Consider the following 24,779-nt stretch of genomic DNA (forward strand, 5'->3'; position numbering starts at 1 on the left):
TCCCCGCCCGGCCACGCCTGCGGCTCCGTTAGGCGGGGACCAGCTTCGTCCGTCGCATGTGAGTGGCTCACTTGACCCGGAGGCCAAGTGGGCCACTCACGTGCGTCAGGGGGCGTCAGTTCGGCGGGAGCCAGCCTTCCTGCTTCGCCCAGGCCTCGGCGCGGGCGTCGGCCTGGGCGAACCAGGGGTCCTTGGCAACGCCGTAGGACGGGATGTCAGCAAAACGCGAGGCTGCCTCACGTTTTACCGCCTCGTACTCGGCGCGAGCCTCGTCGTCGGCCCGCAGCCAAGCCGGGAAGAGCAGCGCGTAGCGCCAGCCCGGCGAGCCGGCTGCCCGGAGGTGCAGGTTGGCCCAGCGGCCCGGATCGGCGCTAGCGTGGGTGCGCTTGCGCCAGTGCTCCGGGTCCGGGTCCGTCGCCTTTGGAGTGTCCCGGGTGAAGTCCGGCAGCACCGGAAAGCCAGCCCCGGACAGAGCGTCCGCCAGCTTGTCGGCGTCGTCCAGGCTGCGCACGGTCAGCTGTAGGTCGATCACGTCCTTGGCGGCCAGGCCCGGCACCGCGGTCGAGCCGATGTGGTCGACCCGCAGCGCCTTGTCGCCCGCGGCCAGCTTGAGCCGGGCGATCAGGCGGCGGGCGTCGCGGGGCCACTCCGGGTCGTAGTCGACGATCTTCGGACCGCCGCGGTCCGGGTAGGTCGCCTCGCGGACGTGCCGCTCGAACGGCAGCAGCCGGTTGTGCCACAGGTCGTCCACCGCGGCCCGGACGTCGTCCTGGGTTGCGCTGTTGTCCAGCCACACGTCCGCCGCCTCACGGCGCTGCTCCGCCGAGGCCTGCGCGGCGATTCGCGCCCGAACGTCCTTCTCGTCCATGCCGCGGCTGGACGTCAGGCGCTGGACCCGCAGCTCCACGTCCGCGTCCACCACCACGACCAGGTGAAAGGCCGGGGCCATGCCGTTCTCCACCAGCAGCGGGATGTCCTGCACCACGATGCCGTCAGCGGGGGCTTTGCTCGTCAGCTCCACCGCCCGGTCCCGAACCCGGGGGTGCACGATCGAGTTGAGCTTGGCCCGGTTCCCGTCGTCGCCGAACACCTTCGCCGCCAGCGCCGGCCGGTTCAGGCTGCCGTCCTCGGCCAGCACCTCGGTCCCGAACGCCGCGACGATCTCCTTCAGGCCGTCCGTGCCCGGCTCCACCACCTCGCGGGCGATCCGGTCCGAGTCGACCACCGTCGCCCCGAGCTCGGCCAGCCGCCGCGCGACCGTCGACTTCCCCGCCCCGATCCCACCGGTCAACCCGATCTGCAGCATGGAGCCATCCAACCATCGCGAGTCCCGCTCTCGGGCAGTCATGAACTCAACACATGCTTGCCCGAGAGCGGGACTCGCGGCACAAGCAAGGGCCCCGCTCCGGTTGGAGCGGGGCCCTTGTCGTCAAGCTACTACTCACGCACCGCCGGAGAGCTTCTCGCGGAGGGCCGCGAGCTGCTCGTCGCTGGCGAGGGTGCCGCCGCTCTGCGCCGGGGCCTCGGTGCTGCCGGAGGAGTAGTTGGTCTCCCCCTGGGCCTCGGCGTCGGCCTCGGCGGCCTTGGCGATCTGCTTCATGTGGGCCTCGTAACGAGTGTGCGCCTCGGCGTACTGGCGCTCCCACTCCTCACGCTGCTTGTCGAAGCCTTCCTGCCAGTCCTGGGTCTCCGGGTCGAAGCCCTCGGGGTAGATGTAGTTGCCCTCGGCGTCGTACTCGGCGGCCATGCCGTACTGGGTGGGGTCGAACTCGGTCTCCGTGGTGAAGCCCTCGTTCGCCTGCTTCAGCGACAGCGAGATCCGGCGACGGTCCAGGTCGATGTCGATGACCTTGACCATGACGTCGTCGTTGACCTGGACGACCTGCTCCGGGATCTCCACGTGGCGCTCGGCCAGCTCGGAGATGTGGACCAGGCCCTCGATGCCCTCGTCGACCCGCACGAACGCGCCGAACGGAACCAGCTTGGTGACCTTGCCGGGCACGATCTGGCCGATGGCGTGGGTCCGGGCGAACTGGCGCCACGGGTCTTCCTGGGTGGCCTTCAGCGACAGGGAGACGCGCTCGCGCTCCATGTCGACGTCCAGCACCTCGACGGTGACCTCCTGGCCGACCTCGACGACCTCGGACGGGTGGTCGATGTGCTTCCAGGACAGCTCGGACACGTGCACGAGGCCGTCCACGCCGCCCAGGTCGACGAACGCGCCGAAGTTGACGATCGAGGAGACGACGCCCTTGCGGACCTGCCCCTTCTGGAGCTGGTTGAGGAACTCGCTGCGGACCTCGGACTGGGTCTGCTCGAGCCACGCCCGGCGGGACAGGACCACGTTGTTGCGGTTCTTGTCCAGCTCGATGATCTTGGCCTCGAGCTCACGGCCGACGTACGGGAGCAGGTCCCGGACCCGGCGCATCTCGACCAGGGAGGCGGGCAGGAAGCCGCGCAGGCCGATGTCCAGGATCAGGCCGCCCTTGACCACCTCGATGACCGTGCCCTTGACCGGCTCGTCCTTCTCCTTGAGGGCCTCGATGGTGCCCCAGGCGCGCTCGTACTGGGCGCGCTTCTTGGAGAGGATCAGTCGCCCTTCCTTGTCCTCCTTCTGGAGGACAAGGGCCTCGACCTCGTCGCCGACCTTGACGACCTCGTTCGGGTCAACGTCGTGCTTGATCGAGAGCTCGCGCGACGGGATGACACCTTCGGTCTTGTAACCGATGTCGAGCAGGACCTCGTCCCGGTCGACCTTGACGATGGTGCCCTCGACGATGTCGCCGTCGTTGAAGTACTTGATCGTCTTGTCGATAGCGGCGAGGAAGTCCTCCTCCGTGCCGATATCGTTGACGGCGATCTGCTGCTTCGGGGTCGTCGAAGCCGGGACGATGGTGGTGTCGGTGGACATTAGGTGGGTTGCTCCGGTACGGATTGGGTTTAGTGGGCCTGAAGTTGTCGAGCTGCGTGCGCCACCGAAACTCCAGGCCATGGTCAAGAAGCTCTGAGTCCAAAGTTCTGGGCAGCGCAGAACCTACTACGCGGCCCATATCGTACGCGCGCCCGTGACGGCCGGGCAAACCCGGTCCCCAGAAGGAGCAGTGTGAGCACGCTAGATCGGTACGCCGGGGCCGAAGATCTCCTCGGCACGGCCGGCGCGGCCAAGCGCCAGGTGGGCGGCGCGGAGTCCCGGCAGGCGAGTATCGCCTGGTGGGACGCGGATGCCGACGACTACCAGGCCGAGCACGGCGGCTTCCTCGGCGACGCGGACTTCGTCTGGTGCCCGGAGGGTGTGCGGGAGGCGGACGCCGGCTATCTCGGCGACGTGACCGGCCGCGCGGTGCTGGAGGTCGGCTGCGGGGCGGCCTCCTGCGGCCGCTGGTTGGCGGCCCAGGGCGCCAACGCGGTCAGCTTCGACATCTCGGCGGGCATGCTCCGCCACGCGATGGCCGGCAACGAGGCGACCGACCTGCACCCGGCCCTGGTCCGCGCCAGCGCCGACCAGCTGCCCTTCGCCGACGAGTCGTTCGACGCCGCCTGCTCGGCGTTCGGCGGCGTGCCGTTCGTCGCCGACGCGGGCGCGGTCTTCGCCGAAGTCGCCCGGGTGCTGCGCCCGGGCGGCCCCTGGGTGTTCTCGGTGACGCACCCGATGCGCTGGATCTTCCCGGACGACCCGGGGCCGATGGGCCTGACCGTCGTGCAGTCCTACTTCGACCGGACCCCGTACCTGGAGGTCGACGGCGACGGCGCCGCCACGTACGTGGAGCACCACCGCACGCTCGGCGACTACGTGCGCCAGCTCGCGGCGGCCGGCCTGCTGCTGGAGGACCTGGTCGAGCCGGAGTGGCCGGAGGGGCACGAGCGGGAGTGGGGCCAGTGGAGCCCACTGCGCGGCCGGCTGTTCCCGGGAACGGCGATCTTCCGCTGCCGACGGCCGGCATGACGGTCACCGACACCCTGCTGGCCGCGCAGGAGGAGCGCTTCGCGCGGCTGGACCGGGTGTTGCCCACGGCGCCGCCGCCGGAGCCGGGCGAGCTGATCAGCGCGGCCCTGCCCGACGGCTCCCGGGTGGCCGGCGTCATAGCGCACACGGTGGTCGAGCCGGGCATGCCGCCGTGGTTGTGGTCGGCCGCCGACACCTATGAGTTGCAGCCACTGATCGGCCACACCGGCGCGGCCGGCATGCACGCGGTGCTGCGGGCCTTCCGGCAGTGGCTGGACCGGGTCGGCGACCGCGGCTGGGACACGGCGTCGACCGTGATCTGGCCGAGCCGGGACGTCGACTGCACCCGGGTGTTCCTCGATCACGGCCTCCAGCCGCTGACGGTGACGGCGGTGCGGCCGCCGAACACGGTCCGGCCGCCCTCGCTGACCGTGAACATCCGACCGGCCCTGGCGTCGGACGAGGACGCCGTGGTGGAACTGGCCATGGCCGAGGTCCGCTACTCGGCGATGGTGGGCTCGGCGATCGTGCGGCGGGAGGCCGAGCCGATGCGGCGGGCGTCCATCGCCGGCCGGCTGGGCCTGAACGACGACATCTGGGTGGCCGAGCGGGACGGCATGGTGGTGGGCCTGGCCGAGACCGGCGTGATCGCCAACTCGCCGGTCACCAAGAGCAGCCGGCAGCTGCCGATCGGCCTGTGGGGCTATGTGAACTGTCTTTCGGTGCTTCCGGGGGCAAGGGGGGCCGGCATCGGCCAGCAGCTGATGGCGGTCGTGCACAATCACTTCGCCGGCCACCGAACCGTCGGCAACTTCCTGCACTACAACCCGCCGAACCCGCTGTCGTCGGTGTTCTGGCCCCGGCAGGGCTACCGGCCGCTGTGGACCCAGTGGGAGGTGCGCCCGGCGGGCGCGCTTCGCTGAGCGAGGGCCGCCGGCCCGCCCTAGGGTCGAGATCACGTCGTCCGAACTTGCGGCTCGGCACACCCCTGTCGCACTATTTGAACTGACCAGTCAGTTCAAGGAGGCTCGGTGGAGATCCACGTCCAGAGCGTCGGCATCGACGGGGCCCACGGCCCGCTGTTGGAGCCGACCTCGCTGCGTGTGCGGACGGGCGAACTCGCCCTCGTCGCCGGGGAGCCCGGCACCGGACACACCGCGTTCGCGCTGGCGATGGGCGGCCGGATGAAGCCGAGCGTCGGCGAGGTCCTGCTGGACGGCAAGGCCGACGCCGACGGCCTGCGCCGCCTGGTCGCGATCGTGGACGCCCCGGACGTGTCGGCCCCCGAGGAGGCGCTGCCCCTCGGCACGGTGATCGGCGAGGAGCTGGCGTTCGCCAAGCAACCCGCCAGCCGCAAGGCCGTCGCCGACTGGCTGCTCAAGCACGACTCCCGCGACCACGCCAACACCCGCTTCGAGTCGGTGCCGGCCGAGGTCCGCACCCGCCTGATGGTGGAGGCCGCGAGCCAGCGCCCGGGCATCGAGGCGCTGGTGCTCGTGCTGCCCGACCGGCACGGCGCCGGCCCGCAGACGTGGTGGACCACCGCGTCCAAGGCGGCCGAGCACGGCCTGGCCGTGGTCGTGCTGTGCAGCGAGACCTCCGCCCGGCTGCTCGACCTGCCGGCCGGTCGCCTCGGCGACCGCGAACTGCCCGACACGTTGGCTTTCATGCAGGTTCAGGAGGACGACCAGTGAGCCCCATCCGGTTGGCGGCCAACGAGTTGCGCCGCATCACCGCGGGCAAGCTGCCCAAACTCGCCGTCGCGGCGCTGGTCCTGGTGCCGCTGCTGTACGGCGCGATGTACCTGTACGCGAACTGGGACCCGTACAACAACCTCAAGTCGCTGCCGGTCGCGCTCGTCGTGGACGACCAGGGCGCCACCGTGAACGGCAAGCAGATCAACGCCGGCAACGAGGTGGCCGACGAGCTGCTGCAGGGCGGGCAGTTCGACTGGCACCGGGTCAGCGACGCCGAGGCCGAGGCCGGCGTGCGGGACAACAAGTACACCTTCGCGCTGACGCTGCCGAAGGACTTCTCCCAGGCGCTCACCTCGCCGGCGCAGAACCAGCCGCGGCAGGGCGTCATCCAGCTGACCACCAACGACTCCAACAACTACCTGGCCCGCACGATCGCGGACAAGGTGGTGGACGCGGTGCGCGCGGCGGTGGCCAAGAAGGTCGGCACCACCGCGGCCGACCAGCTGCTCACCGGGTACGCCACGATCCGCAGCAGCACGCTGCAGGCCGCGGAGGGGGCGTCCAAGCTGGCCGACGGCGCGGCCCAGGCCAACACCGGCGCGCAGCAGCTGGCCAGCGGCAGCTCCGACCTCGCGGCCGGCCAGCACAAGCTGCTGGACGGCGCGAACCAGCTGGTCACCGGCCTGGACCTGCTCAAGAGCAACACCGCCAACCTGCCGAACCAGACCCAGCAGCTGGCCAACGGGGCCAGGCAGGTCGCCGACGGCAACGCCCAGGTGGCGGCCGGCGGCTCGGCCCTGGCCACCGCCTCGCAGACGTTCAACAACAACCTGGACGGGGTCCGTTCCGACATCCAGGCCCGACTGCAGGCCGACGGGCTGACGCCGGACCAGGTCAACCAGGTGCTGTCGGCGCTGGACAACGCCCGCAAGCCGCTCAACGACGCCAACGGCCAGATCCAGACCGTGAACGGCAAGCTCCAACAGCTGGCCACCGGGTCGCGCCAGGTGGCCGACGGCGCGTCGCAGCTCGCGGCGGCGTCCCCGCAGCTGGCCAGTGGCATCGCCCAGGCCGACTCAGGCGCGACGCAGCTGCGGGACGGCCTGAAGACCGCCACCGACGGGGCCGACAAGCTCTCCGCCGGAGCCGCCCAGCTCAGCAGCGGCACCAAGCAGCTGGCCGACGGCAGCGCGCAGCTGCGGGACGGCCTGAACGCGGGCGTCGGCAAAATCCCGGACCCGAACGACCCGACCAAGACCGCCGACACCATCGGCGACCCGGTCACCGTGCAGGCCGTCGGCCAGGCCACCGCCGACACCTACGGCGCCGGCCTCGCCCCGTTCTTCCTCGGCCTGGCCACCTGGATCGGCGCGTTCGTGCTGTTCCTGCTGCTGCGCCCGCTGTCCCGGCGGGCCCTGGCGGCCCGGCAGCGGCCCGGCATCGTGGCGCTGGGCGGCTGGCTGCCGGCCGCGCTGCTCAGCTTCCTCCAGGTGGTGCTGCTGTTCGCCGTGGTGACCACGCTGGTCGGCGTGCACCCGTCGAACCCGTTGGGCACCTTGGGTTTCCTGATCCTCACCGGCTTCGCCTTCACCGCCATGCTGCACGGCCTGAACGCGCTGCTCGGCGCGGTCGGCAAGTTCCTCGGGCTGGTGCTGCTGGTGTTGCAGCTGACCACCGCCGGCGGCACGTTCCCGTGGCAGACCATTCCCACGCCGCTGCAGCCGCTGCACATCGCGCTGCCGCTGGGCTATGTGGTGGACGGGCTGCGGCATCTGCTCTACGGCGGCTCGCTGGACAGCCTCGGCATCGACCTGTCGGTGATCGGCGGCTATCTCGTGGTGGGGCTGGCGTTGTCGGCACTGGCCGCGTACAAGCAGAGGGTGTGGACGCCCTCCCGCCTCAAGCCGGAACTCGTGCTGTGAACCCCCGGCCCGCCCGTACCTCGGCGACGAAGCAGAAGCTGTTCGACGCCGCGCTCCGCCTCGTCGGCGAGCGCGGGGCCGCCGGCGTGACCGTCGACGAGATCGCCGCCGAGGCGGGCGTGGCCAAGGGGACCGTGTACTACAACTTCGGCAGCAAGGACGGTCTGGTCGACGCCCTGCTCCGGCACGGCGTCGAGTTGCTGGCCGCGCGGCTGCGGGCCGCCGAGGAGGTCGACGACACCGGCGACGCCCTGGAGGCCCTCGTCGACGGGGCGCTGGGCTTCTTCGCAGAGTACCCCGCCTTCGCGCAGCTGCTGGTCAGCGAGATGTGGCGTACCCCCGGGCAGTGGCACGGGACCCTGAGCCTGCTGCGGGATGACATCGTGGCCATCGTGCGCCAGGTCGTCCAACGCCGGGCCGACGTCGGCGCTTTACCGCCAGAGGTTCCGGTTGGCACCGCCTCGGCGGCCCTGTTCGGCACGCTGCTCGTGGTCGCCCTCGACTGGCAGGTGTTCCAGCGCCAGCGCAGCCAGCGCGAAGTCCGCGACTCCGTGCTCATGCTGGTGCGAGGTGTGTCGCAACGCTGAACCCCTCGCGAGTCCCGCTCTCGGGCAAGCATGAACCGGTTTTATGGTTGCACGAGAGCGGGACTCGCGGTGTTGCGCAGGGCCCGTTCGATGTATTCCTCCTTCTCCCCCACCGGAACCACGTAGCTCAGGGCGTCGATGGCGGCCTGTTCGCCGGCCAGGCGGGTGATGAGCCAGGTGGCCAGGTAGTGCGAGGCGAGGCAGCCGCCGGCGGTGGCGACGTTGCCGTTGGCGCAGAAGGGTTTGGCCACGACGTCGACGCCGGCGGCGAGGACCCAGGGCTTGGTGCGGTCGTCGGTGCAGGCGGGGACGCCGTCGAGCAGGCCGAGCTTGGCCAGCACGAGGGTGCCGGAGCACTGGGCGGCGATCAGCTGGCGGGACGGGTCGAGGCCGCGGAGGACGGCCATGATCCCGGGGTCCTCGATGACCTCACGGGTCTTCGAGCCACTGCCGACGATGACGGCGTCGGCGGCGCAGGCGTCCTGGAGGGTCGCCATGGCCTCGATGACAACGCCGTTCATGGAGCGGACCGTGGGCGTGGGACTGGCGATGGACACCCGCCAGTCGTGCCGGTCGGCCCGGTTGAGGATGCCGAGCGCGATCAGGGAGTCGAGTTCGTTGTAACCGTCGAAGGTGAGGATCGCGATGTGCATGCCGGCAGCGTAGGGACGGCGATCCAGGACAGTCGAGGAATTGTCATGGATACAATCGGCCGGTGCGGACCCCTCGGTACAAGCGGGTGGTGGACCAGCTGGCGGCGCAGCTGCGGGCGGGGCGGTGGCCGGTGGGGACGCGGCTGCCGACGCATCGCGAGCTGGCGGCCCGGGAGGGCATCGCGCTGGTGACGGCGTCGCGGGTCTACGCGGAGCTGGCGGCGATGGGCCTGGTGACCGGGGAGCAGGGCCGCGGCACCTTCGTCCGCGACACGGCTTTGCTTGCCGGGCAAGGAATCGATGAGCAGGCGGTGGCGGCCGACGCGGTCGACCTGAGATTCAACTACCCGGCCATCCCGGGCCAGGCGGACCTGCTGCGCAACACCCTGCGCGAGCTGGCCACGGCCGGCGACCTGGAGTCGTTGCTGCACTACCAGCCCCACGCCGGCCGCCTGGAGGATCGAACGGCGGTAGCCCGGCACCTGCGGCGACGGGGCCTGACGGTGGACGCGGAGCAGGTGCTGATCGTCAGCGGGGCGCAGCACGGCCTCGCGGCGGCGGTCATGTCGTTCCTGCGGCACGGGGACGTGGTGGCGGTGGACGCCCTGACCTACACGGGTTTCAAGATCCTCGCGCACACGTTGGGACTGGAACTGGCGGCAGTGCCGGTCACCGCGCACGGCCCCGATCTCGATGCCCTGGAGGAACTGTGCCGGCGGCGGCCGGTGCGTGCCGTCTACGCCATGCCGACGCTGCACAACCCACTGGGCTGGGTTCTGGGTCTGGCCAAGAGGAAACGCTTGGTGGCCATCGCCCGCCGGCACGGGCTGGTGATCATCGAGGACGCGGCCTACGCCTATCTGGCCGAGGACAGCCCGCCGCCGTTGGCCGCGCGGGCGCCCGAGATCACGATCTACGTGAGCAGCCTGTCCAAGAGCGTCGCCACCGGCCTACGGGTCGGCTTCGTGGTGGCGCCGACCGATCGGGTCGCCGACGTGGAGCGGGTGATCCGGACGACCACCTGGAACACGCCGGCCCTCAACGTCGCGCTCGTACGGCGCTGGCTCGACGACGGCACCGTCGACCGGCTGGAGGCCCACAAGCGCACCGACGCCCACATGCGGCAGGCCATCGCCCGCGACGTCTTCGCCGGGCTGCCGGTGCGCGGCCACCCGTCGTCGTACTTCCTGTGGCTGCCGCTGGCCGAGCCGGCCCGGGCCGACCGCATCGCGGCTTCCCTTGAGCGGCAACACATTTCCGTGTCCACGGCCGAGCAGTTCGCGGCGACCGACCCGGCGCCCCAGGCCCTTCGGCTGGCCCTGGGGTCGATCCCGGTCGCCGACCTCCGGCCCACGCTGACCACGGTCCGGTTAGCGGTGGAGGACGACATCCACCGCTAACCAACGCGAGGCACCGGTCACGAGCGGCCTCGCCCCGCGCGGAACGCGCGGCAAAAACTCAGTGGGCGGCTTCGTCCCAGGTGCGGCCGTAGCCGACGGAGACCTCCAGGGGGACGGCGAGCTGGTAGGCGTTGCCCATGTTCTCCCGGACCAGGGCCTCCACCTGGGCGTGCTCGCCCTCGGCCAGCTCCAGCACGAGTTCGTCGTGCACCTGGAGCAGCACCCGGCTGCGCAGCCCGGCCTCCCGCAAAGCCTTGTGCACGCCGAGCATGGCCACCTTGATGATGTCGGCGGCGCTGCCCTGGATCGGGGCGTTCAACGCCATCCGCTCGGCCATGTCGCGGCGCTGGCGGTTGTCGCTGTTGAGGTCGGGCAGGTAGCGCCGGCGGCCGAGGATGGTCTCGGTGTAGCCGTCCGCCCGCGCCTTGACCACGACGGCCTGCAGGTAGTCGCGCACCGCGCCGAAGCGGGCGAAGTAGGCGTCCATCTGCTCGCGGGCCTCGTCGTTGGAGATCCGCAGCTGCTGGGCCAGGCCGTACGCCGACAGGCCGTAGGCCAGGCCGTAGGTCATGGCCTTGACCCGCCGCCGCAGCTCGCCGGTGACCTCCTCGATGGGCAGCGAGAACGCCTGCGAGGCCACGTAGGTGTGCAGGTCCTCGCCGGTGTTGAAGGCCTCGATCAGGCTGGCGTCGCCGGACAGGTGCGCCATGATCCGCATCTCGATCTGGCTGTAGTCGGCGGTCATCAGCTCGGCGTAGCCGGCGCCGACCACGAACGAGTGCCGGATCCGGCGGCCCTCTTCGGTCCGCACCGGGATGTTCTGCAGGTTGGGCTCGGTCGAGGACAGCCGGCCGGTGGCCGCGATCATCTGGTTGAACGTGGTGTGGATGCGGCCGTCGTCGGCCACCGACTTGAGCAGACCGTCCACAGTGGTCTTGAGCCGGGTGGCGTCCCGGTGCTCCAGCAGGTGGGCCAGGAACGGGTGCTCGGTGGTCTCGTACAGCGTCTGCAGCGCCTCGGCGTCGGTGGTGTAGCCGGTCTTGGTGCGCTTGGTCTTGGGCATGTCGAGGTCCTCGAACAGCACGACCTGCAACTGCTTGGGCGAGCCGAGGTTGATCTCCTTGCCGATCACCGAGTACGCGTCCTGGGCGGCCTGCTTGACCCGCGCGGCGAAGTGCGCCTCCAGCTCGGTGAGGTGCTCGACGTCCACGCAGATGCCGGCCTCCTCCAGCTCGCCCAGCACCCCCAGCAGCGGCAGCTCCAGCTCGTCGAGCAGCTGCCGGCTGCCGATCTCCTCAAGCGCGATGTCCAGCGCGTCGGCCAGCTCCGCCACGGCCTTGGCCTTGACGATCTGCGCCTTGGCCGCGGCCTCGGCGTCGGCGGCCTCGTCGGCCAGCAGCGACAGCTGGCCGTCGTCGACGCCTTCCTCAGCCCGCAGCTCCCGCTTCAGGTAGCGCAGCACCAGGTCGTCCAGCTCGAACGAGCGCTGGCCCGGCCGCACCAGGTACGCGGCGAGCGCGGTGTCGCTGGTCCAGCCGCGCGGGTCCCAGCCGCGGGCCCGCAGCGCGTGCTCGGGGCCCTTGAAGTCGTGCCCGGCCTTGGCCACCTTCTCGTCGGCCAGCCAGGCGGCCAGCGCCTGCTCGTCGGCCTCGGTCAGGGCGGTGGCGTCGAGGTAGCCGCCCTCGCCGGACGAGGTGGCCAGCGCGATGCCCTCGACGTCGCCGGTGCCGCTGCCCCACGTGCCCTTGAACGCCATGCCGACCCGCTCGCCGGTGCGGGCGTGCTGCTCCAGCCACGTCGCCAGCTCGCCGGCGGCGATCGCCCCGCCGGTCACGTCGAAGCCCTCGTCGGCCTCCGGCTCGGCGCTGCTCAGCGTGGCGAACAGGCGGTCCCGCAGGACCCGGAACTCCAGGTCGTCGAACAGCCGGTGCACCTGGTCCCGGTCCCACGGCTGCACCGCGAGGTCGTCCGGGACGACGCCGATCTCCACGTCCTTGACCAGCTCGGTGAGCTGCCGGTTGAGCAGCACGTTGGACAGATTGGCCCGCAGCGCGTCGCCGGTCTTGCCCTTGACCTCGTCGACCCGGTCCACCAGGTCGTTCAGCGAGCCGAACTCACGAATCCACTTGGCCGCGGTCTTCTCACCCACGCCGGGGATGCCGGGCAGGTTGTCGGAGGGGTCGCCGCGCAGCGCCGCGAAGTCCGGGTACTGCCGCGGCGTCAGGTTGTACTTATCCTCCACCGCCTCCGGCGTGAACCGGGTCAGGTCGGAGACGCCCTTGCGTGGGTAGAGCACCGTCACCTGCTCGGTGACCAGCTGCAGCGCGTCCCGGTCGCCGGTGCAGATCAGCACCTGGTAGCCCTGCCCGGCCGCCTGCGTGGTCAGCGTGGCGATGATGTCGTCGGCCTCGAAGTTGTCCTTGGTCAGCACCGGGATGCCCAGCGCGCCCAGCACGTCCTGCACGATGCTGACCTGGCCGCGGAACTCGTCCGGGGTGGCCGACCGGTTGGCCTTGTACTCCGCGTAGGCCTCGGTGCGGAAGGTCTTGCGCGACACGTCGAAGGCCACCGCCAGGTGGGTGGGCTTCTCGTCGCGCAGCAGGTTGATCAGCATCGAGGTGAAGCCGTAGACCGCGTTGGTGGTCTGCCCGGTCGTCGTCTTGAAGTTCTCCGCGGGCAGCGCGAAGAACGCCCGGTAGGCCAGCGAGTGGCCGTCGAGCAGCAGGAGACGGTGGTCATGATGGGCTGCCGGCTGGTTCACGGGGGCGAGTCTAGGGTGAGGGTCTGACATAGGAGTTGGAGGTGCCGGTGACCGACACCGCGCAGACCCGGGCCGACGAGATGGCGGCGCTGCCCGAGCAGCTGCCGGCCAAGATGGGCATCGAGGTCGTCGACTGGAACCGGGACCGGCTGGTCGGCACCATGCCCGTCGCCGGCAACCGGCAGCCGTACGGGCTGCTGCACGGCGGGGCCAGCGCCGTGCTGGCCGAGACCCTGGGCTCGATCGCCGCAGCCATGCACGCCGCCGACCAAGGCCGGATCGCGATGGGCGTGGAGCTCAACTGCACCCACCACCGGGGCGCGGTGGACGGCGTCGTCACCGGCGTGGCCACGCCGCTGCACGTGGGGCGGACCATGTCCTCGTTCGAGATCGTGATCACCGACGAGGCCGGCAAGCGGGTCTGCACGTCCCGCCTCACCTGCGCCATCCGCGAGGCCACCGGCGCCAAGACCACCTGATGGTGTGAAACCCCGCGAGTCCCGCTCTCCGGCAACTGAATGTCGAGTTCCGGAACTCGACACATGTTTGCCTGAGAGCGGGACTCGCGGGTGGTTCAGCTCTCGCCGAGGTAGGCGTCGCGGACCCGCTGGTCGGCCAGCAGCTCGTGGCCGGTGCCCTCCAGCGTGGTGCGCCCCAGGTCGACCACGTAGGCGTAGTCGGACTGGGCCAGCGCGGCCAGCGCGTTCTGCTCCACCAGCAGCACCGTGGTGCCCAGGTCGCGCAGGTTGCGGATGGTGTCGAAGATGCGCTGGGTCATGATCGGCGACAGGCCCATCGACGGCTCGTCCAGCATCAGCAGCCGCGGCCGGGACATCATGGCCCGCCCGATCGCCAGCATCTGCTGCTCGCCGCCGGAGAACAGGCCGGCCTTGTTCTGCCGGCGCTCGCCGAGCACCGGGAACAGCTCGTACACCCGCTCCATGTCCTCGGCGACGCCGTCGTCGGACCGGGTGTACGCGCCGAGCAGCAGGTTCTCCTCGACGCTCATCCGCGGGAACAGCCGCCGCCCCTCCGGGCAGTGGGCCACGCCCATGCCGAGGATGGCGTGCGCCGGCTGGGTGTGGATCGGCCGGCCCTCGAACAGGATCTCGCCGCGCTTGGGCCGCAGCAGCCCGGAGATGGTGCGCAGCGTGGTGGTCTTGCCGGCGCCGTTGGCGCCGATGAGGCTGACGATCTGCCCCGCCTGCACGGAGAAGCTGATCTCCCGGATCGCCTCGATCGCGCCGTAGGCCACGGACAGGCCGCGGACCTCCAGCAGCGGTCGGGTGTGGGTGGTGGCGGTCGCCCCGGGCGCCGCGGACGGCTCGCTCACGGCGTTTCTCCCTCCTGCACGGCCTGCAGCTCGGCCTCGACTTCCTCGGGCGGCTTGCCCAGGTACGCCTCCACGACCCGCGGGTCGCCGCGCACCTCGTCCGGCGTGCCCTCGACCAGCAGCTCGCCCTGCACCAGCACCGACACCTGGTCGCACAGCGTGAAGATGAACTTGGTGTCGTGCTCGATGACCACCACCGACACGCCCAGGTCGCGGATCCGGAAGATCAGCTGCCGGGCCGCCTCGGTCTCCTGCGGGTTCATGCCGGCGGTCGGCTCGTCCAGCAGCAGCACCGCCGGGTCGGTGGCCAGCGCGCGGGCGATCTCCAGCCGCCGCTGGTCGCCGTAGGGCAGGTTGCGGGCCAGCTCGTCCTCGACCTTGGCCAGCCCCACGAACTCCAGCAGCTCGCGGGACCGCTTGCGGGCCGCGGCCTCGCCACGCTTGAACGACGGACCGTGGAACAGGGACGCGATCGGCCCCTGCTTCATCCGCACGTGCCGGCCCAGCAACACGTTCTCCAGCACGGTCATGCTGGGGAACAGCCGGATGTTCTGGAACGTGCGGGCCACACCGGCGTCGGTGACCGCCGCCGGGTCGCCCGGCAGCACCTGCCCCTTGAGCAGCACCTGGCCGGTCGTCGGCCGGTACAGACCCGTCAGGCAGTTGAAGAAGGTCGTCTTGCCGGCCCCGTTGGGCCCGATCAAGCCGACGATCTTGCCCTCGTCCAGGGTGAGGGACACGTTCTTCAGCGCCGACAGGCCGCCGAAGACCATGGACACGTCCCGTGCCTGCAACACCGGGGTGGTCATGCGCCGGCCTCCTTGGTGGCTCCGACCGCGACCGGCGCCTTGAGGGCCGTGTCGTCCAATGACTCGCCGGACTCGTTCTCCCCGGCCAGCTCGGCCCGCCGGTGCCGGTCGGCGACCAGGCCCTGCGGCCGGAACCGCATGATGAACACCAGCGCCAGGCCGAAGAACATCAGGCGGTAGTCGGAGAACTGCCGCAGCTCCTCGGGCAGCACGAACAGCAGCGCGGCGCCGAGCACCGCGCCGGGGATGGTGCCCATGCCGCCGAGGATGACCGAGGCCAGCAGGGTCACCGACTGGTTGAACTGGAAGCTGTCGTACGAGGCGGTGGCCAGCTTGTGCGCGAACACCGCGCCGGCCACGCCGGCCAGCGTGGCGCCGGTCATGAACGCCAGGATCTTCAGCTTGCCGGTCTTGACGCCCATCGCCCGGGCCACGTCCTCGTCCTCGCGGATCGCGATCCAGGCCCGGCCGATGCGGCTGTTCTTCAGGTTGCCGAAGACCAGCATCACCAGCGCCACCAGCAGCACGGTCAGCAGGTAGTAGAGGACACCGGCCGGCAGCTGGACGCCGCCGATGGTCAGCGAGTCGCTGAACTGGGCCCCGAACAGGCTCAGGTCCGGGATGTTGGGAATGGCGTTGGAGCCGCCGGTCAGGCCGCCGATGTTGTTCTGCGAGGTGCGGACGAAGATCTCACCGAAGGCCAGCGTGACGATGGCCAGGTAGTCGCCGCGCACCCGCAGCGTCGGCGAGCCGACCACCGCGCCGAAGATGCCGGCCACCACGCCCGCGCAGATCGCGGCCAGCAGGAACGGCAGCCGGATGCCGAACTCGGAGGCGATGGCGCCGGACAGGTTGGCCGCGACGAACGCGCCGATGCCCATGAACGCCACGTAGCCGAGGTCGAGCAGGCCGGCCAGGCCGACCACGATGTTCAGGCCGATCGCCGTCGCGGCGTACACGCCGATGTTGGCGGTGATCGTCATCCAGTAGTCGTTGCCCACCGAGGTGAACGGCACCGCCAGCGCGCACAGCACCAGCACGGCGATGCTGAAGATCCGGTGCCGCTCGGACATGTCCGAGATCCACTTGGTGACGCCGAACGCCCACAGCACGCCCATCAGGCCGCCGGTCGCGCACAGGTAGGACAGGAACAGCGGTCCGATGTACGGGTCGGAGACGCCGCTGTGGCCGCCCGCGGTCAGCGTCTCGGTGATCAGGAACAGCAGCGCGACGAACGCCACCAGCAGGATCAGCCACTCCGCCCACCACGGCAGCTTCGGCCGGAGCACGATCGGCGGCTCGGCCGGCAGCCAGTACGCGCCGCGCACCAGCAGGATGCCGCCGACGACGGCCACGATGCCGCCGAAGGCGGGCGCGCCGTCGGCCATCGTGATCGCGCCGAGGCCGCCGCCGTCGCCGGCGATGAACAGCGTGTTGATCAGGGCGACGCCGAGCGCGGCCCAGCCGACCGCCTTGAGCACCCGGATCCGGTCCCGGATCGGCACGAACGTGAACACGATGCCGGCCAGGCCCAGGATCTCCAGGTACAGCCGGAAGGAGCTCAGGCCGAAGGGCGCGTCGAAGAACTCCAGCGTCGCCTTGTCCGGGTACGGGCCGTCGTTGAGCACGAAGGTGGCCCACGGCAGCAGCGCCCCGATGATCACCAGCAGGCTGCCGGCGGCGGTGAGGGGACGTGTGATCGCGGTTCTCATGCGCGTACCCTTTCCGCCTCGCCGAACAGACCCTGCGGCCGGAACACCAGCACCACGATCAGCAGGACGAAGATCCACACGTAGTCGTAGGCGGTGCCGCCGGGCAGCCAGATGTCGGCCAGGTTCTTGATCAGGCCGATGACGAACGCGCCGATGACGGCGCCGCGGATGCTGCCGATGCCGCCGAGCACGGCCGCGGTGAACGCGAAGATGCCGTTCTGGAAGCCGATGTAGTTGTCGACGTTGTTGATGTAGGTGCCGTAGAGCACGCCGCCGACGCCGGCCAGCACCGCGCCGATGGCGAAGGTCAGCACGATCACCCGGTCCGGGTTGATGCCCATCAGCCGGGCGGTGTCCGGGTCCTGCGCGGTGGCGCGCATGGCCCGGCCCATCCGGGACCGGTTGACGTAGGTCTGTAGGACCACCGCCAGCACCAGCGACACGACCAGCATCAGCAGGCCGCTCGGCTTGACGGTGATCGGGCCGAGGTGCAGCGGTACCGAGTCGAGCAGCCCCGGGAAGGGCACCGCCGAGGTCGCGCCCGGGTACCAGACCCGGACCACCTCCTGCAGGAACACCGAGACACCCAGCGCCGTGATCAGCGGCGCCAGCCGGGGTGCGTTGCGCAGCGGGCGATACGCGAAGCGCTCCATCAGCAGGGCGATCACCACCGAGGTGATGACGCCGCCGAGCAGCATCGCCGGCAGCGCCACGTACCAGATCTTCTGGACGGCCGGGGGCAGGATCCACGTGTAGGTGGCCAGACCGCCGAAGGCGCCGGTCATGAAGACCTCGCCGTGCGCGAAGTTGATCAGCTGGATGATCCCGTAGACCATCGTGTAACCCAACGCCACCATGGCGATCAGCCCGCCGAAGATGAGCCCGTTGGTTATCTGTTGCAACAGAATTCCCACTGCTACCTCCATAGACGGCGGGGGCGGGGCCCTCGTGAGGCGCCCACCCCCGCCGCTGTTATGCCTAGTCAGTCAGTAGCGAGTGCTCAGCTCTCCGCGCTGCCGGACTTGACCGGCTTCCAGTCGCCCGAGGACACCTGGTAGACGGTCAGGACCTTGTTGGTGCTGTCGCCGTACTGGTCGAACGAGATCGGGCCGGTGGCGCCGGTGCCCGAGTACGACTGGATGTTCTTGATCAGGGCGTCGCGCTGGGTGTCGCTCCAGGTGCCGCTGTCACCCAGGGTCTTGGCCAGGCTGGCGATGATCACGTTGGCCGCGTCGTAGGCGAAGGCGCCGTAGGAGGCGTAGGGCTCCTTGTAGCTCTTCGCGGCGTAGTCCTTGATGAACTGGGCCGCGCTCTGCAGCTGGTCGGCCGGCGCGCCGACGGAGGTGGCGAGGTCACCCTCCTTGCCGCCCAGGGCGATGAACTTCGGGTCGAAGATGCCGTCGCCGCCCATCACCGGGACGTTCAGGCCCAGGCCGGCGGCCTGCTTGGACAGCGGGCCGGCGGCCGGGTACTCGCCGCCGTAGAAGATGGCGTCCGGGCTGGTCGCCTTGACCTTGGTCAGCACGCCGGAGAAGTCGGTGTCGTTCTCGCCGACCTGCTCCTTGTCGACGACCTGGCCGCCGTCCTTGGTCACGCGGTCGGCGACCGCCTGGGACAGGCCCAGGCCGTAGGTCTTGCCGTCCTGGATGATCGCGATCTTCTTCTTGCCGGCCGTCTTCACCAGGTAGTCAGCCGCGTACGGGCCCTGGAAGGTGTCGGTGGTGCAGACCCGGAAGTAGTTGTCGAACTGGCGCTTCTCGTTCGCCGGGTCCTTGCCCTGGGTCAACGACGGGTTGGTGTTGGCCGGCGAGACCATCGGGATCTTCTTGCCCGACAGGATCGGCTGCACCGTCTGGGCCACCGAGGAGTTCAGCGTGCCGACCACGCCGACCACGTTGGAGTCCGAGGACATCTTGGTGGCGGCCTGCGCGCCGGTCTGCGGCGTCGCCTGGTCGTCCTCGCCGTCCAGGCTCAGCTTGTACCCCTTGACCGTGCACTTCTCGTTGGCCTGGGCCACCGCCAGGTCGGCCGAGTGCTCGATGCCCAGGCCCACCGCCGACAGGTTGCCGCTCAGCGGCGAGATCGTGCCGATGACGAGAGTGCCCTTGCTGACGTCGCAGCTGGCGGCGCCGCCGCTCTCGGTCTTGTTCGTGCCGCAGGCTGCCAGCGCCAAGGCACCGGCCATCACCACCACTGCGGCCTTCACCGTCCGGTTACGCACGTGACGTCCCTTCTCCGAGCTGCGCGGCGGTGTGGATAGGCACCGACCGTCTGACCCCGTCTGATTTGGGGGTTGCGCGGAAGTTAGGCGATGCAGAGCTCCACAGTCATCGCGCTAGGCCTTTCCGTGACCAGACCGCAACGTTGCGAGAACCCTGCGTTGCCATACCGACGCACAACGCCACAACTGTTTACCTAACAACATCGAACGGAAATACCGATTTCAAGTCGGCAACGGGCCTGTCTTCGCCCCGACGTACCCGCCTACCATGCCCGAATGGCCCCGACGAAACGTCTGCTGGTTGCGCTGGGAGCCGTCCTTCTGCTGGTCAGCGGGGGTGTCACGCTACGGGTGCTTCAGCAGACCCAAAACACACCACCCGCCCCGAATTCGGAGATCAGGCGGGTGGACCGATTCACCAACCGTAACGTTCTCGTGCCGCAGCCAATCGACGGACCGACGACCCCATCCGACCTGCGGGTAACTTCCGAAGTCGGCGCACTGCGCGCCGACTGGGCCGATGCCGGTGCATCGGGGTACGAGGTGACCTGGCGCCACGGGGGCGAACTGGACCACACAATGCTGACCATACAGCCCGAAGTGTGGCTCGGTGGACTTCGGGCTGGCGTGTCCTACTCGATCGAAGTGCGCGCCGTGGACGCTTACGGCAAGCGGTCCAACCCGGCGGAGACCACCGGGATGCCCTCGGCTACTCCCGACAACTCGTGGAAAAAGCCGTTGACCGGGCTGTTCGACGACTTCTCCGACGTCGCCACCCTGACCAGGCGCTGGCACCTGGCCGGCTACCAGGGCTGCGTCGACGCAGGCAGCGGCGGTGGCGGGCTCCTGATCGGCCTGGAATGCGGTGCCGATCAGGCAGTGTTACGGGCCCGATCGCGCATCGAACTCGCGTCGAATGGCGAATTGGGCCGAATAGCCGTCGTGACCGACGCGGCTGGACCCGGCGGTCAGCTAACTGTCGATCTCAGTCCCGGTCCCGTCGACCGGGTCGGCCCCACCCTGCCGTCCGGCTCCGTGCAGATCGTCGTGGACGATCAGGGCGCCCGCGTGCTCGCCGCCGACGACGTGCCGCGGGTGCCCGGCACCCATCCCGCCGTGGCCGTGCCTCGCGGCGTCGGCGTGCCACACCTGTTCGAGGTCGTGCTCCGCGCCGACGGCATCACCGTGCTCGAGGACGGGCAGGAGATCGGGTTCGGCGGCGTCGTGCCGTCTTGGACGTCCGCGTACGTGCTGTACGGCTTCCAGGGTCCGGCCGGGCTCAAATCCCGGGTGTTCGTCGACGCCGCCGGCTTCTCCGGTCCCCCGTCGCCCGCCTCGCCGGTCAGCGAGGTGTCGCTCGTGCCCGCCACCGTGCGGGCCCTGGGCCCCGCCGACCTCGCCCCCGGCATCGGCATCTCCCGCAAGCCGCTCATCGGCGCCGCGTCCGCCCGGTACGTCGCCACCGTGCGGGCCGACTCCGCCGACCTCGACCCCGCCGGCCTGTCCGTGCAACTCGGCGCTTCGCGCTACCCCGTGGTCCAGGCCGTCCCCGGTCCTGTGCCCGCCGGCTCCGTCACCACCGTCTACGCCGACCTGCCGGTTTCCTTGTTCGGCGCCGACGGGCCCGATCAGCTCAGTCCGTACGTGCTGCGGTCGGATCGGGGGCAGGCCACCATTCTCGAGAGCTACCTGGAGATCCACTCCACCGGCACTCCCCCGGGCTTCGCCGGCGCCGCCCTCCAGGCCGCCCCGCCCGTGTCGCAGGTGCCGCTGGTCAAGGTCGACTCCAGCCAGGACGGCGGTCGGCTCGTGCTCGACGTGACCCTCGACGGCCGCTACTCCCGGGAAGTCACCGGCGTCGCCGGCTTCGAGGTGTGGCTCGACGGGCAGCTCGCCGCCGGGCAGCCCACCGACACCAACGGGCCCGGCCTCGGCGGCCGCTACACCGTCGTGTTCTCCGCCGGCAGCCTCAGCCCCGGCAAACACACCGTCGACGTGCGGGAATACCCCGTCGACGGCTCGTTGGCGCCCGTCTCGACCCTCAAGGACGTCACCGTCACTTGATGCCGTCGACCACTGCCTCCGCCACGGCCTTCATCGTCGTGCGGCGGTCCATCGCCGTGCGCTGGATCCAGCGGAACGCCTCCGGCTCGGTCATGCCCTGGGCGCTCATCAGCAGGCCCTTGGCCCGCTCGATCACCTTGCGGGTCTCCAGCCGGTCCGTCAGGCTCGCGACCTCGTTCTCCAGGGCCGCCAGCTCCGAGAAGCGGCTCATCGCCAGCTCCACCGCCGGCACCAGATCCCGCTTCGCGAACGGCTTCACCAGGTAGGCCATCGCCCCCGCGTCCCGGGCCCGCTCCACCAGATCCCGCTGGCTGAACGCCGTCAGGATCACCACCGGCGCGATCCGCTCCTTGGCGATCACCGACGCCGCCTCGATGCCGTCCATCTTCGGCATCTTCACATCCAGAATCACCAGATCGGGGCGCAGCTCCCCGGCGAGGCGCACCGCCTCCTCACCGTCACCCGCCTCCCCGACCACCTGGTAGCCCTCCTCGCGGAGCATCTCCACCAGATCGAGCCGGATCAGCGCCTCGTCCTCCGCGACGAGCACCCGACGCTGCGGGGCAGTTGCCTGCGTCTGGGCCTCGGCAGCCGGCTGGGTCACCGCGGTCCTCCTGTGCGATCGAGGAATCCACCCTGACGAGTGGACCGAAACCGCAGTTTACTCAGTGCGCCCACCCTCCACCCCCAGCCACGGCGTGATCAGCCCTACACCCCGGGGCCGCCTCCACCCCCCTCACCCCCGTCGCGTAGAGTGATCCCCTGCACGAGCCCCCGTAGCCCAACGGCAGAGGCAACGGATTCAAAACCCGTCCAGTGTCAGTTCGAATCTGACCGGGGGCACCATCCCTGACCAGGGGAGACAGCCGAATACAAGGATCACTAGTTGATCATTGGGTGCGACCCCGGGTGCGAGTAACCTTGGGGCTGTGAGTGCTGCGCGCAAGGATGGCCGCCAGCGCGGGGGAATCGAGTAACGAGGCAACGCCCTCCGGATCTCCGTCTAGGCCGGTCTGAACCCCGTCACCGGCAGACATGTACCCCTGTGAACCGTTCAGGGAACCGACAAAGCGGCCCAGAAGCGCGCCGATAGGGTGCTTACCAAGCTGCTCGCCCAAGTCGACGCGCAACGCACCACACAATCGTCCGTGAACCTCTCCTACGCCATCAGCGAATGGATGCGCGTCAACGAGATCGAGGACACCACCCGCAACACCTACGTCGGCTACATCGACCGCACCATCGTGCCGGCACTCGGCTTGACGCCCATCCGCAAAGTCAGCGCTCGTGTCTTGGCGGAGTTCTACGCGGACCTCCGCCGCTGCCGCGTTCGCTGTGACGGCAGGCCTTTCATCACGCACAAGACCACCGATCGCCATGACTGTGCCGAGAAGGAACGCAAGGCACACGTCTGCCGGCCGTTGGCGGCGGCCACCGTGCGCCAGATCCACACCATCATCAGCGGCACCATGACCGCCGCCGTGCGTTGGGGCTGGACCGACACCAACCCCGCGAGCACCGCCAAGCAGCCAAAGAAGAAGCCACCCGAGCCAAAGCCGCCGTCATCGAGCGAAGCCGCGCGACTCATCAACGAAGCGCTCCGCGTAGACTACCAACAGGGCGGATGCTCGTATCTAGAGTCCGCCCTGTTGGCGCTGAGGACCACGCCGCAACTGCCGCATGTGCCGTCGTATTACTCAAGGCGGACGGACAAGATTCGTTCGTCTACTGGTGCGGGCCACAGAAGGTCACCCGGGCTCATCGCCACGTGCGCCATCGATGCACATGATCCTGGAGACCGCCGCAGCCGTACGCCTCAGGGGCTGATTGCGCTGAACGGCTTGGCTGCCTCCTCGACCTTGACGTAGTGGGCTTCCCAGTAGTCGGCTCCGCGGTCGAGGTACTTCGCGGTCGCCAGGTCCGTCCCCACTGCGCCGTCCAGGGTCTCGCGCAGGATGTCCATGTGGCCGGCATGGCGGGTGGTCTCGGTGAGGACGTGCACCAAGATGTTGAACAGTTTGACGTCAGGGCGGGGCCAGTGCGCGACGTGACCAAGGGCGTCGACGGGCAGTCCGTTTATTGTTTCGTCCGAGTGCGCGCTCACGCGCAGATAGCGGTCGATAATCTCGTCACGAGACTCGCCCGCGGTAACCCACTTGTCCGCGTCCAGCTCGGCGTCGTCACCGTGACCGGGCACCGGTTCCGGGAACGGCCGGCCGAACACGTCGCCGAAGTATCGTGCCTCGGTCCTCGTCAGGTGTTTGACCAGCCCCAGCAGGTTCGTTCCGGTGGGCGTCAGCGGACGGCGCACGTCATACTCGCTGAGTCCGTCGAGTTTCCAGACAACCGCCTCCCTCGCCTCGCGGAGGTCACCGTGCAGGTATTCCTTTGCGAACTCATCGATCATGGCTCCTAGTATCCCACTGCGTCCTGCGCGCCTTCGGACAGGGCAGTTCGGTCAGCTGCCCACAAGACGCATCGGTGCGCTCGTGTAGCCGGAGACGGCGTTGGAATAGAGACGCGTCGGCGGTACGGGCACCTCGATCCTGGTCACCAGCTCCCGCATCGAACTCAGCACCGCGCCAAGGTGCGCACGTCCCAGGAACGCGCCGAGGCACAGGTGCGGACCGAACCCGAAGGTGATGTGCCTGTTCGGTTTCCTGCCGAGGTCGAACACCGTGGCGTTCGGGAACGCGTCCTCGTCCATGTTGGCCGCCGCGTTCCACAGGGTGACGACGTCGTTGATGGCAACGGGCTGGCCGCCGATCACGGCGTCGGCGACGACGTTCCGCCCGAAATGCATCGACGGAGTCGTCCACCGCAGGATCTCGTCGGTCGCCGTGTCGATCCCGGCCGCGCCCTCCTTCAGCGCTCGCCACTGCGCCGGGTGCTGCGCCAGCGCGAGCGCGCCGCCGACGGAGGTCATCCGGGTGGACTGGTCGGACAGGAGGAGGCTGTAGCAGTTGAGGACGATCTCTTCTTCACTGAGCGGCTCCCCGCCGACCGTGCCGGTGACAAGTGTGCTGATTATGTCGTCGCCGGGCGCACGACGCCTTTGCGCGACCAGATCCGAGAAGTACATCAGGATCTCGTTGCGCACGACGATCTCGTCCAGTTCGCTGTCGTCCTCCTCGGCTCGTGCCAGCGCGAGCGTGTTCCAGCTCGCCAGCTGTTCACGGTCGCGGTCCGGCACGTCCATCAGATCGCCGATGATGTTGATCGAGATTTCATACGCGACCTCGGTGGCGAAATCGACCTCGCCCATCTCCACCGCTTTCCCGACCACTCGGTGTGCTCGGCGTTTGACTTTGTCGAGCACCGGCGCGAGCGCCCTAGGAGTGAATGACTTCACCATCAGTCTACGGACAGCCCGATGACGCTCGCCGTCCACCACGGCCAGCATCTTTCCGCTGGCTGAGTCGTGGCCGCGCAACAGAGTGGACAGCACGTTCCCCTTGGTGGAGGTGAAACGAAGGCCGTCCTGGTAGACCGCGTTCACATCGGCGTACTTCGCCACGACCCAGAACCCCGCCCGTGGGCATTTCGGCGGTTGCCACAGCACGCGCGGTCCACTGTGCAACCACCGCCAGATCTCGTGCAGATCGTGATCGTGGAAGAGCTTCGGGTCTGTCAGGTCCAAGTCAGCGATCTCGAGTGTTGCCATTGGGGAACCTCCG

Annotated in this window: 21 protein-coding genes and 1 tRNA gene; 10 read left to right on the forward strand and 12 right to left on the reverse strand. The window is 69.6% G+C overall.

Features of this window, described 5'->3' with window-relative positions; translation table 11 throughout:
* Positions 1-115: 115 nt before the first annotated feature.
* Complete coding sequence (gene coaE, locus JJ691_RS26015; protein ID WP_211762267.1) at positions 116-1,306, reverse strand: dephospho-CoA kinase; 1,191 nt, start codon at positions 1,304-1,306, stop codon at positions 116-118.
* 135 nt (positions 1,307-1,441) lie between these two features.
* Positions 1,442-2,911 carry a 30S ribosomal protein S1 gene (rpsA, locus tag JJ691_RS26020; protein ID WP_211762268.1) on the reverse strand — a complete coding sequence of 490 codons (1,470 nt, stop codon included), beginning with the start codon at positions 2,909-2,911 and terminating at the stop codon, positions 1,442-1,444.
* Positions 2,912-3,103: 192 nt separating this feature from the next.
* Between rpsA and JJ691_RS26025 the strand changes: the two genes are divergently transcribed.
* The 5 genes from JJ691_RS26025 (at position 3,104) to JJ691_RS26045 (ending at position 8,149) form a co-directional block, all read left to right on the forward strand.
* A complete protein-coding gene (locus JJ691_RS26025) occupies positions 3,104-3,943 on the forward strand; it encodes a class I SAM-dependent methyltransferase (RefSeq protein WP_211762269.1) in 840 nt (279 codons plus the stop codon).
* Complete coding sequence (locus JJ691_RS26030) at positions 3,877-4,866, forward strand: GNAT family N-acetyltransferase (RefSeq protein WP_249227014.1); 990 nt, start codon at positions 3,877-3,879, stop codon at positions 4,864-4,866. The genes JJ691_RS26025 and JJ691_RS26030 overlap by 67 nt, the downstream gene beginning before the upstream one ends.
* Before the next feature lie 108 nt (positions 4,867-4,974).
* Positions 4,975-5,637 carry a hypothetical protein gene (locus JJ691_RS26035; protein WP_211762270.1) on the forward strand — a complete coding sequence of 221 codons (663 nt, stop codon included), beginning with the start codon at positions 4,975-4,977 and terminating at the stop codon, positions 5,635-5,637.
* Positions 5,634-7,562, forward strand: a complete 1,929-nt coding sequence (locus tag JJ691_RS26040) for a YhgE/Pip domain-containing protein (protein WP_211762271.1) — start codon at positions 5,634-5,636, stop codon at positions 7,560-7,562. Before JJ691_RS26035 ends, JJ691_RS26040 begins: the two co-directional genes overlap by 4 nt.
* Positions 7,559-8,149 carry a TetR/AcrR family transcriptional regulator gene (locus JJ691_RS26045; protein ID WP_211762272.1) on the forward strand — a complete coding sequence of 197 codons (591 nt, stop codon included), beginning with the start codon at positions 7,559-7,561 and terminating at the stop codon, positions 8,147-8,149. The genes JJ691_RS26040 and JJ691_RS26045 overlap by 4 nt, the downstream gene beginning before the upstream one ends.
* Before the next feature lie 41 nt (positions 8,150-8,190).
* On the opposite strand, the gene JJ691_RS26050 is transcribed toward JJ691_RS26045, so the two are convergent.
* Entirely contained in the window at positions 8,191-8,802 is a 612-nt protein-coding gene (locus JJ691_RS26050; RefSeq protein ID WP_211762273.1) for a DJ-1/PfpI family protein, read from the reverse strand.
* Between the two features lie 62 nt (positions 8,803-8,864).
* Here JJ691_RS26050 and JJ691_RS26055 point away from each other — a divergent pair, with 62 nt between their 5' ends.
* A complete protein-coding gene (locus JJ691_RS26055; RefSeq protein WP_211762274.1) occupies positions 8,865-10,202 on the forward strand; it encodes an aminotransferase-like domain-containing protein in 1,338 nt (445 codons plus the stop codon).
* A 58-nt stretch (positions 10,203-10,260) separates the two neighbouring features.
* Here the strand turns inward: JJ691_RS26055 and polA are convergent, their stop codons facing one another.
* Positions 10,261-12,963: a DNA polymerase I gene (gene polA / locus JJ691_RS26060; protein WP_249227015.1), complete on the reverse strand. Its 2,703-nt coding sequence runs from the start codon at positions 12,961-12,963 to the stop codon at positions 10,261-10,263.
* Between the two features lie 80 nt (positions 12,964-13,043).
* Here polA and JJ691_RS26065 point away from each other — a divergent pair, with 80 nt between their 5' ends.
* Entirely contained in the window at positions 13,044-13,442 is a 399-nt protein-coding gene (locus tag JJ691_RS26065) for a hotdog fold thioesterase (protein WP_211771716.1), read from the forward strand.
* 95 nt (positions 13,443-13,537) lie between these two features.
* On the opposite strand, the gene JJ691_RS26070 is transcribed toward JJ691_RS26065, so the two are convergent.
* The 5 genes from JJ691_RS26070 to JJ691_RS26090 form a co-directional block, all read right to left on the reverse strand.
* Positions 13,538-14,296 (reverse strand): ABC transporter ATP-binding protein, encoded by a 759-nt coding sequence (locus JJ691_RS26070; protein ID WP_249227016.1) that lies wholly within the window; start codon positions 14,294-14,296, stop codon positions 13,538-13,540.
* The gene (locus JJ691_RS26075; RefSeq protein WP_211762276.1) at positions 14,293-15,105 is read right to left on the reverse strand and encodes an ABC transporter ATP-binding protein; all 813 of its coding nucleotides are present in this window, start codon (positions 15,103-15,105) and stop codon (positions 14,293-14,295) included. The genes JJ691_RS26070 and JJ691_RS26075 overlap by 4 nt, the downstream gene beginning before the upstream one ends.
* Positions 15,102-16,817, reverse strand: coding sequence for a branched-chain amino acid ABC transporter permease (locus JJ691_RS26080; protein WP_211762277.1), 1,716 nt, complete (start codon positions 16,815-16,817; stop codon positions 15,102-15,104). Before JJ691_RS26080 ends, JJ691_RS26075 begins: the two co-directional genes overlap by 4 nt.
* Entirely contained in the window at positions 16,814-17,731 is a 918-nt protein-coding gene (locus JJ691_RS26085) for a branched-chain amino acid ABC transporter permease (protein WP_249227017.1), read from the reverse strand. The genes JJ691_RS26080 and JJ691_RS26085 overlap by 4 nt, the downstream gene beginning before the upstream one ends.
* Positions 17,732-17,817: 86 nt before the next feature.
* The gene (locus JJ691_RS26090) at positions 17,818-19,038 is read right to left on the reverse strand and encodes a branched-chain amino acid ABC transporter substrate-binding protein (RefSeq protein ID WP_249227018.1); all 1,221 of its coding nucleotides are present in this window, start codon (positions 19,036-19,038) and stop codon (positions 17,818-17,820) included.
* Positions 19,039-19,665: 627 nt separating this feature from the next.
* Between JJ691_RS26090 and JJ691_RS26095 the strand changes: the two genes are divergently transcribed.
* Positions 19,666-21,102 carry a hypothetical protein gene (locus JJ691_RS26095; protein ID WP_211762278.1) on the forward strand — a complete coding sequence of 479 codons (1,437 nt, stop codon included), beginning with the start codon at positions 19,666-19,668 and terminating at the stop codon, positions 21,100-21,102.
* On the opposite strand, the gene JJ691_RS26100 is transcribed toward JJ691_RS26095, so the two are convergent.
* Positions 21,095-21,706, reverse strand: a complete 612-nt coding sequence (locus JJ691_RS26100; RefSeq protein WP_211762279.1) for an ANTAR domain-containing response regulator — start codon at positions 21,704-21,706, stop codon at positions 21,095-21,097. The genes JJ691_RS26095 and JJ691_RS26100 overlap by 8 nt on opposite strands.
* 166 nt (positions 21,707-21,872) lie before the next feature.
* Here JJ691_RS26100 and JJ691_RS26105 point away from each other — a divergent pair.
* A tRNA-Leu gene (locus JJ691_RS26105) sits at positions 21,873-21,948 on the forward strand.
* A 248-nt stretch (positions 21,949-22,196) separates the two neighbouring features.
* On the forward strand, positions 22,197-22,970 hold the full coding sequence (locus JJ691_RS26110) for a hypothetical protein (RefSeq protein WP_211762280.1): 774 nt from the start codon (positions 22,197-22,199) through the stop codon (positions 22,968-22,970).
* Here JJ691_RS26110 and JJ691_RS26115 read toward each other — a convergent pair.
* Positions 22,919-23,509 carry a DinB family protein gene (locus JJ691_RS26115; RefSeq protein WP_211762281.1) on the reverse strand — a complete coding sequence of 197 codons (591 nt, stop codon included), beginning with the start codon at positions 23,507-23,509 and terminating at the stop codon, positions 22,919-22,921. The genes JJ691_RS26110 and JJ691_RS26115 overlap by 52 nt on opposite strands.
* Before the next feature lie 51 nt (positions 23,510-23,560).
* Positions 23,561-24,766, reverse strand: a complete 1,206-nt coding sequence (locus tag JJ691_RS26120; RefSeq protein WP_211762282.1) for a cytochrome P450 — start codon at positions 24,764-24,766, stop codon at positions 23,561-23,563.
* Positions 24,767-24,779: the final 13 nt, after the last annotated feature.

This window comes from Kutzneria sp. CA-103260, from assembly GCF_018263855.1.
Taxonomy (GTDB): domain Bacteria; phylum Actinomycetota; class Actinomycetes; order Mycobacteriales; family Pseudonocardiaceae; genus Kutzneria.

Excerpts from the sequence above, each read along its gene's own strand:
- JJ691_RS26120 (WP_211762282.1), bottom strand. The coding sequence starts at position 24,766 with ATGGCAACACTCGAGATCGCTGACTTGGACCTGACAGACCCGAAGCTC.
- JJ691_RS26075 (WP_211762276.1), bottom strand. The coding sequence starts at position 15,105 with ATGACCACCCCGGTGTTGCAGGCACGGGACGTGTCCATGGTCTTCGGC.
- JJ691_RS26115 (WP_211762281.1), bottom strand. The coding sequence starts at position 23,509 with ATGATCGATGAGTTCGCAAAGGAATACCTGCACGGTGACCTCCGCGAG.
- JJ691_RS26050 (WP_211762273.1), bottom strand. The coding sequence starts at position 8,802 with ATGCACATCGCGATCCTCACCTTCGACGGTTACAACGAACTCGACTCC.
- JJ691_RS26065 (WP_211771716.1), top strand. The coding sequence starts at position 13,044 with ATGGCGGCGCTGCCCGAGCAGCTGCCGGCCAAGATGGGCATCGAGGTC.
- JJ691_RS26080 (WP_211762277.1), bottom strand. The coding sequence starts at position 16,817 with ATGAGAACCGCGATCACACGTCCCCTCACCGCCGCCGGCAGCCTGCTG.
- rpsA (WP_211762268.1), bottom strand. The coding sequence starts at position 2,911 with ATGTCCACCGACACCACCATCGTCCCGGCTTCGACGACCCCGAAGCAG.
- coaE (WP_211762267.1), bottom strand. The coding sequence starts at position 1,306 with ATGCTGCAGATCGGGTTGACCGGTGGGATCGGGGCGGGGAAGTCGACG.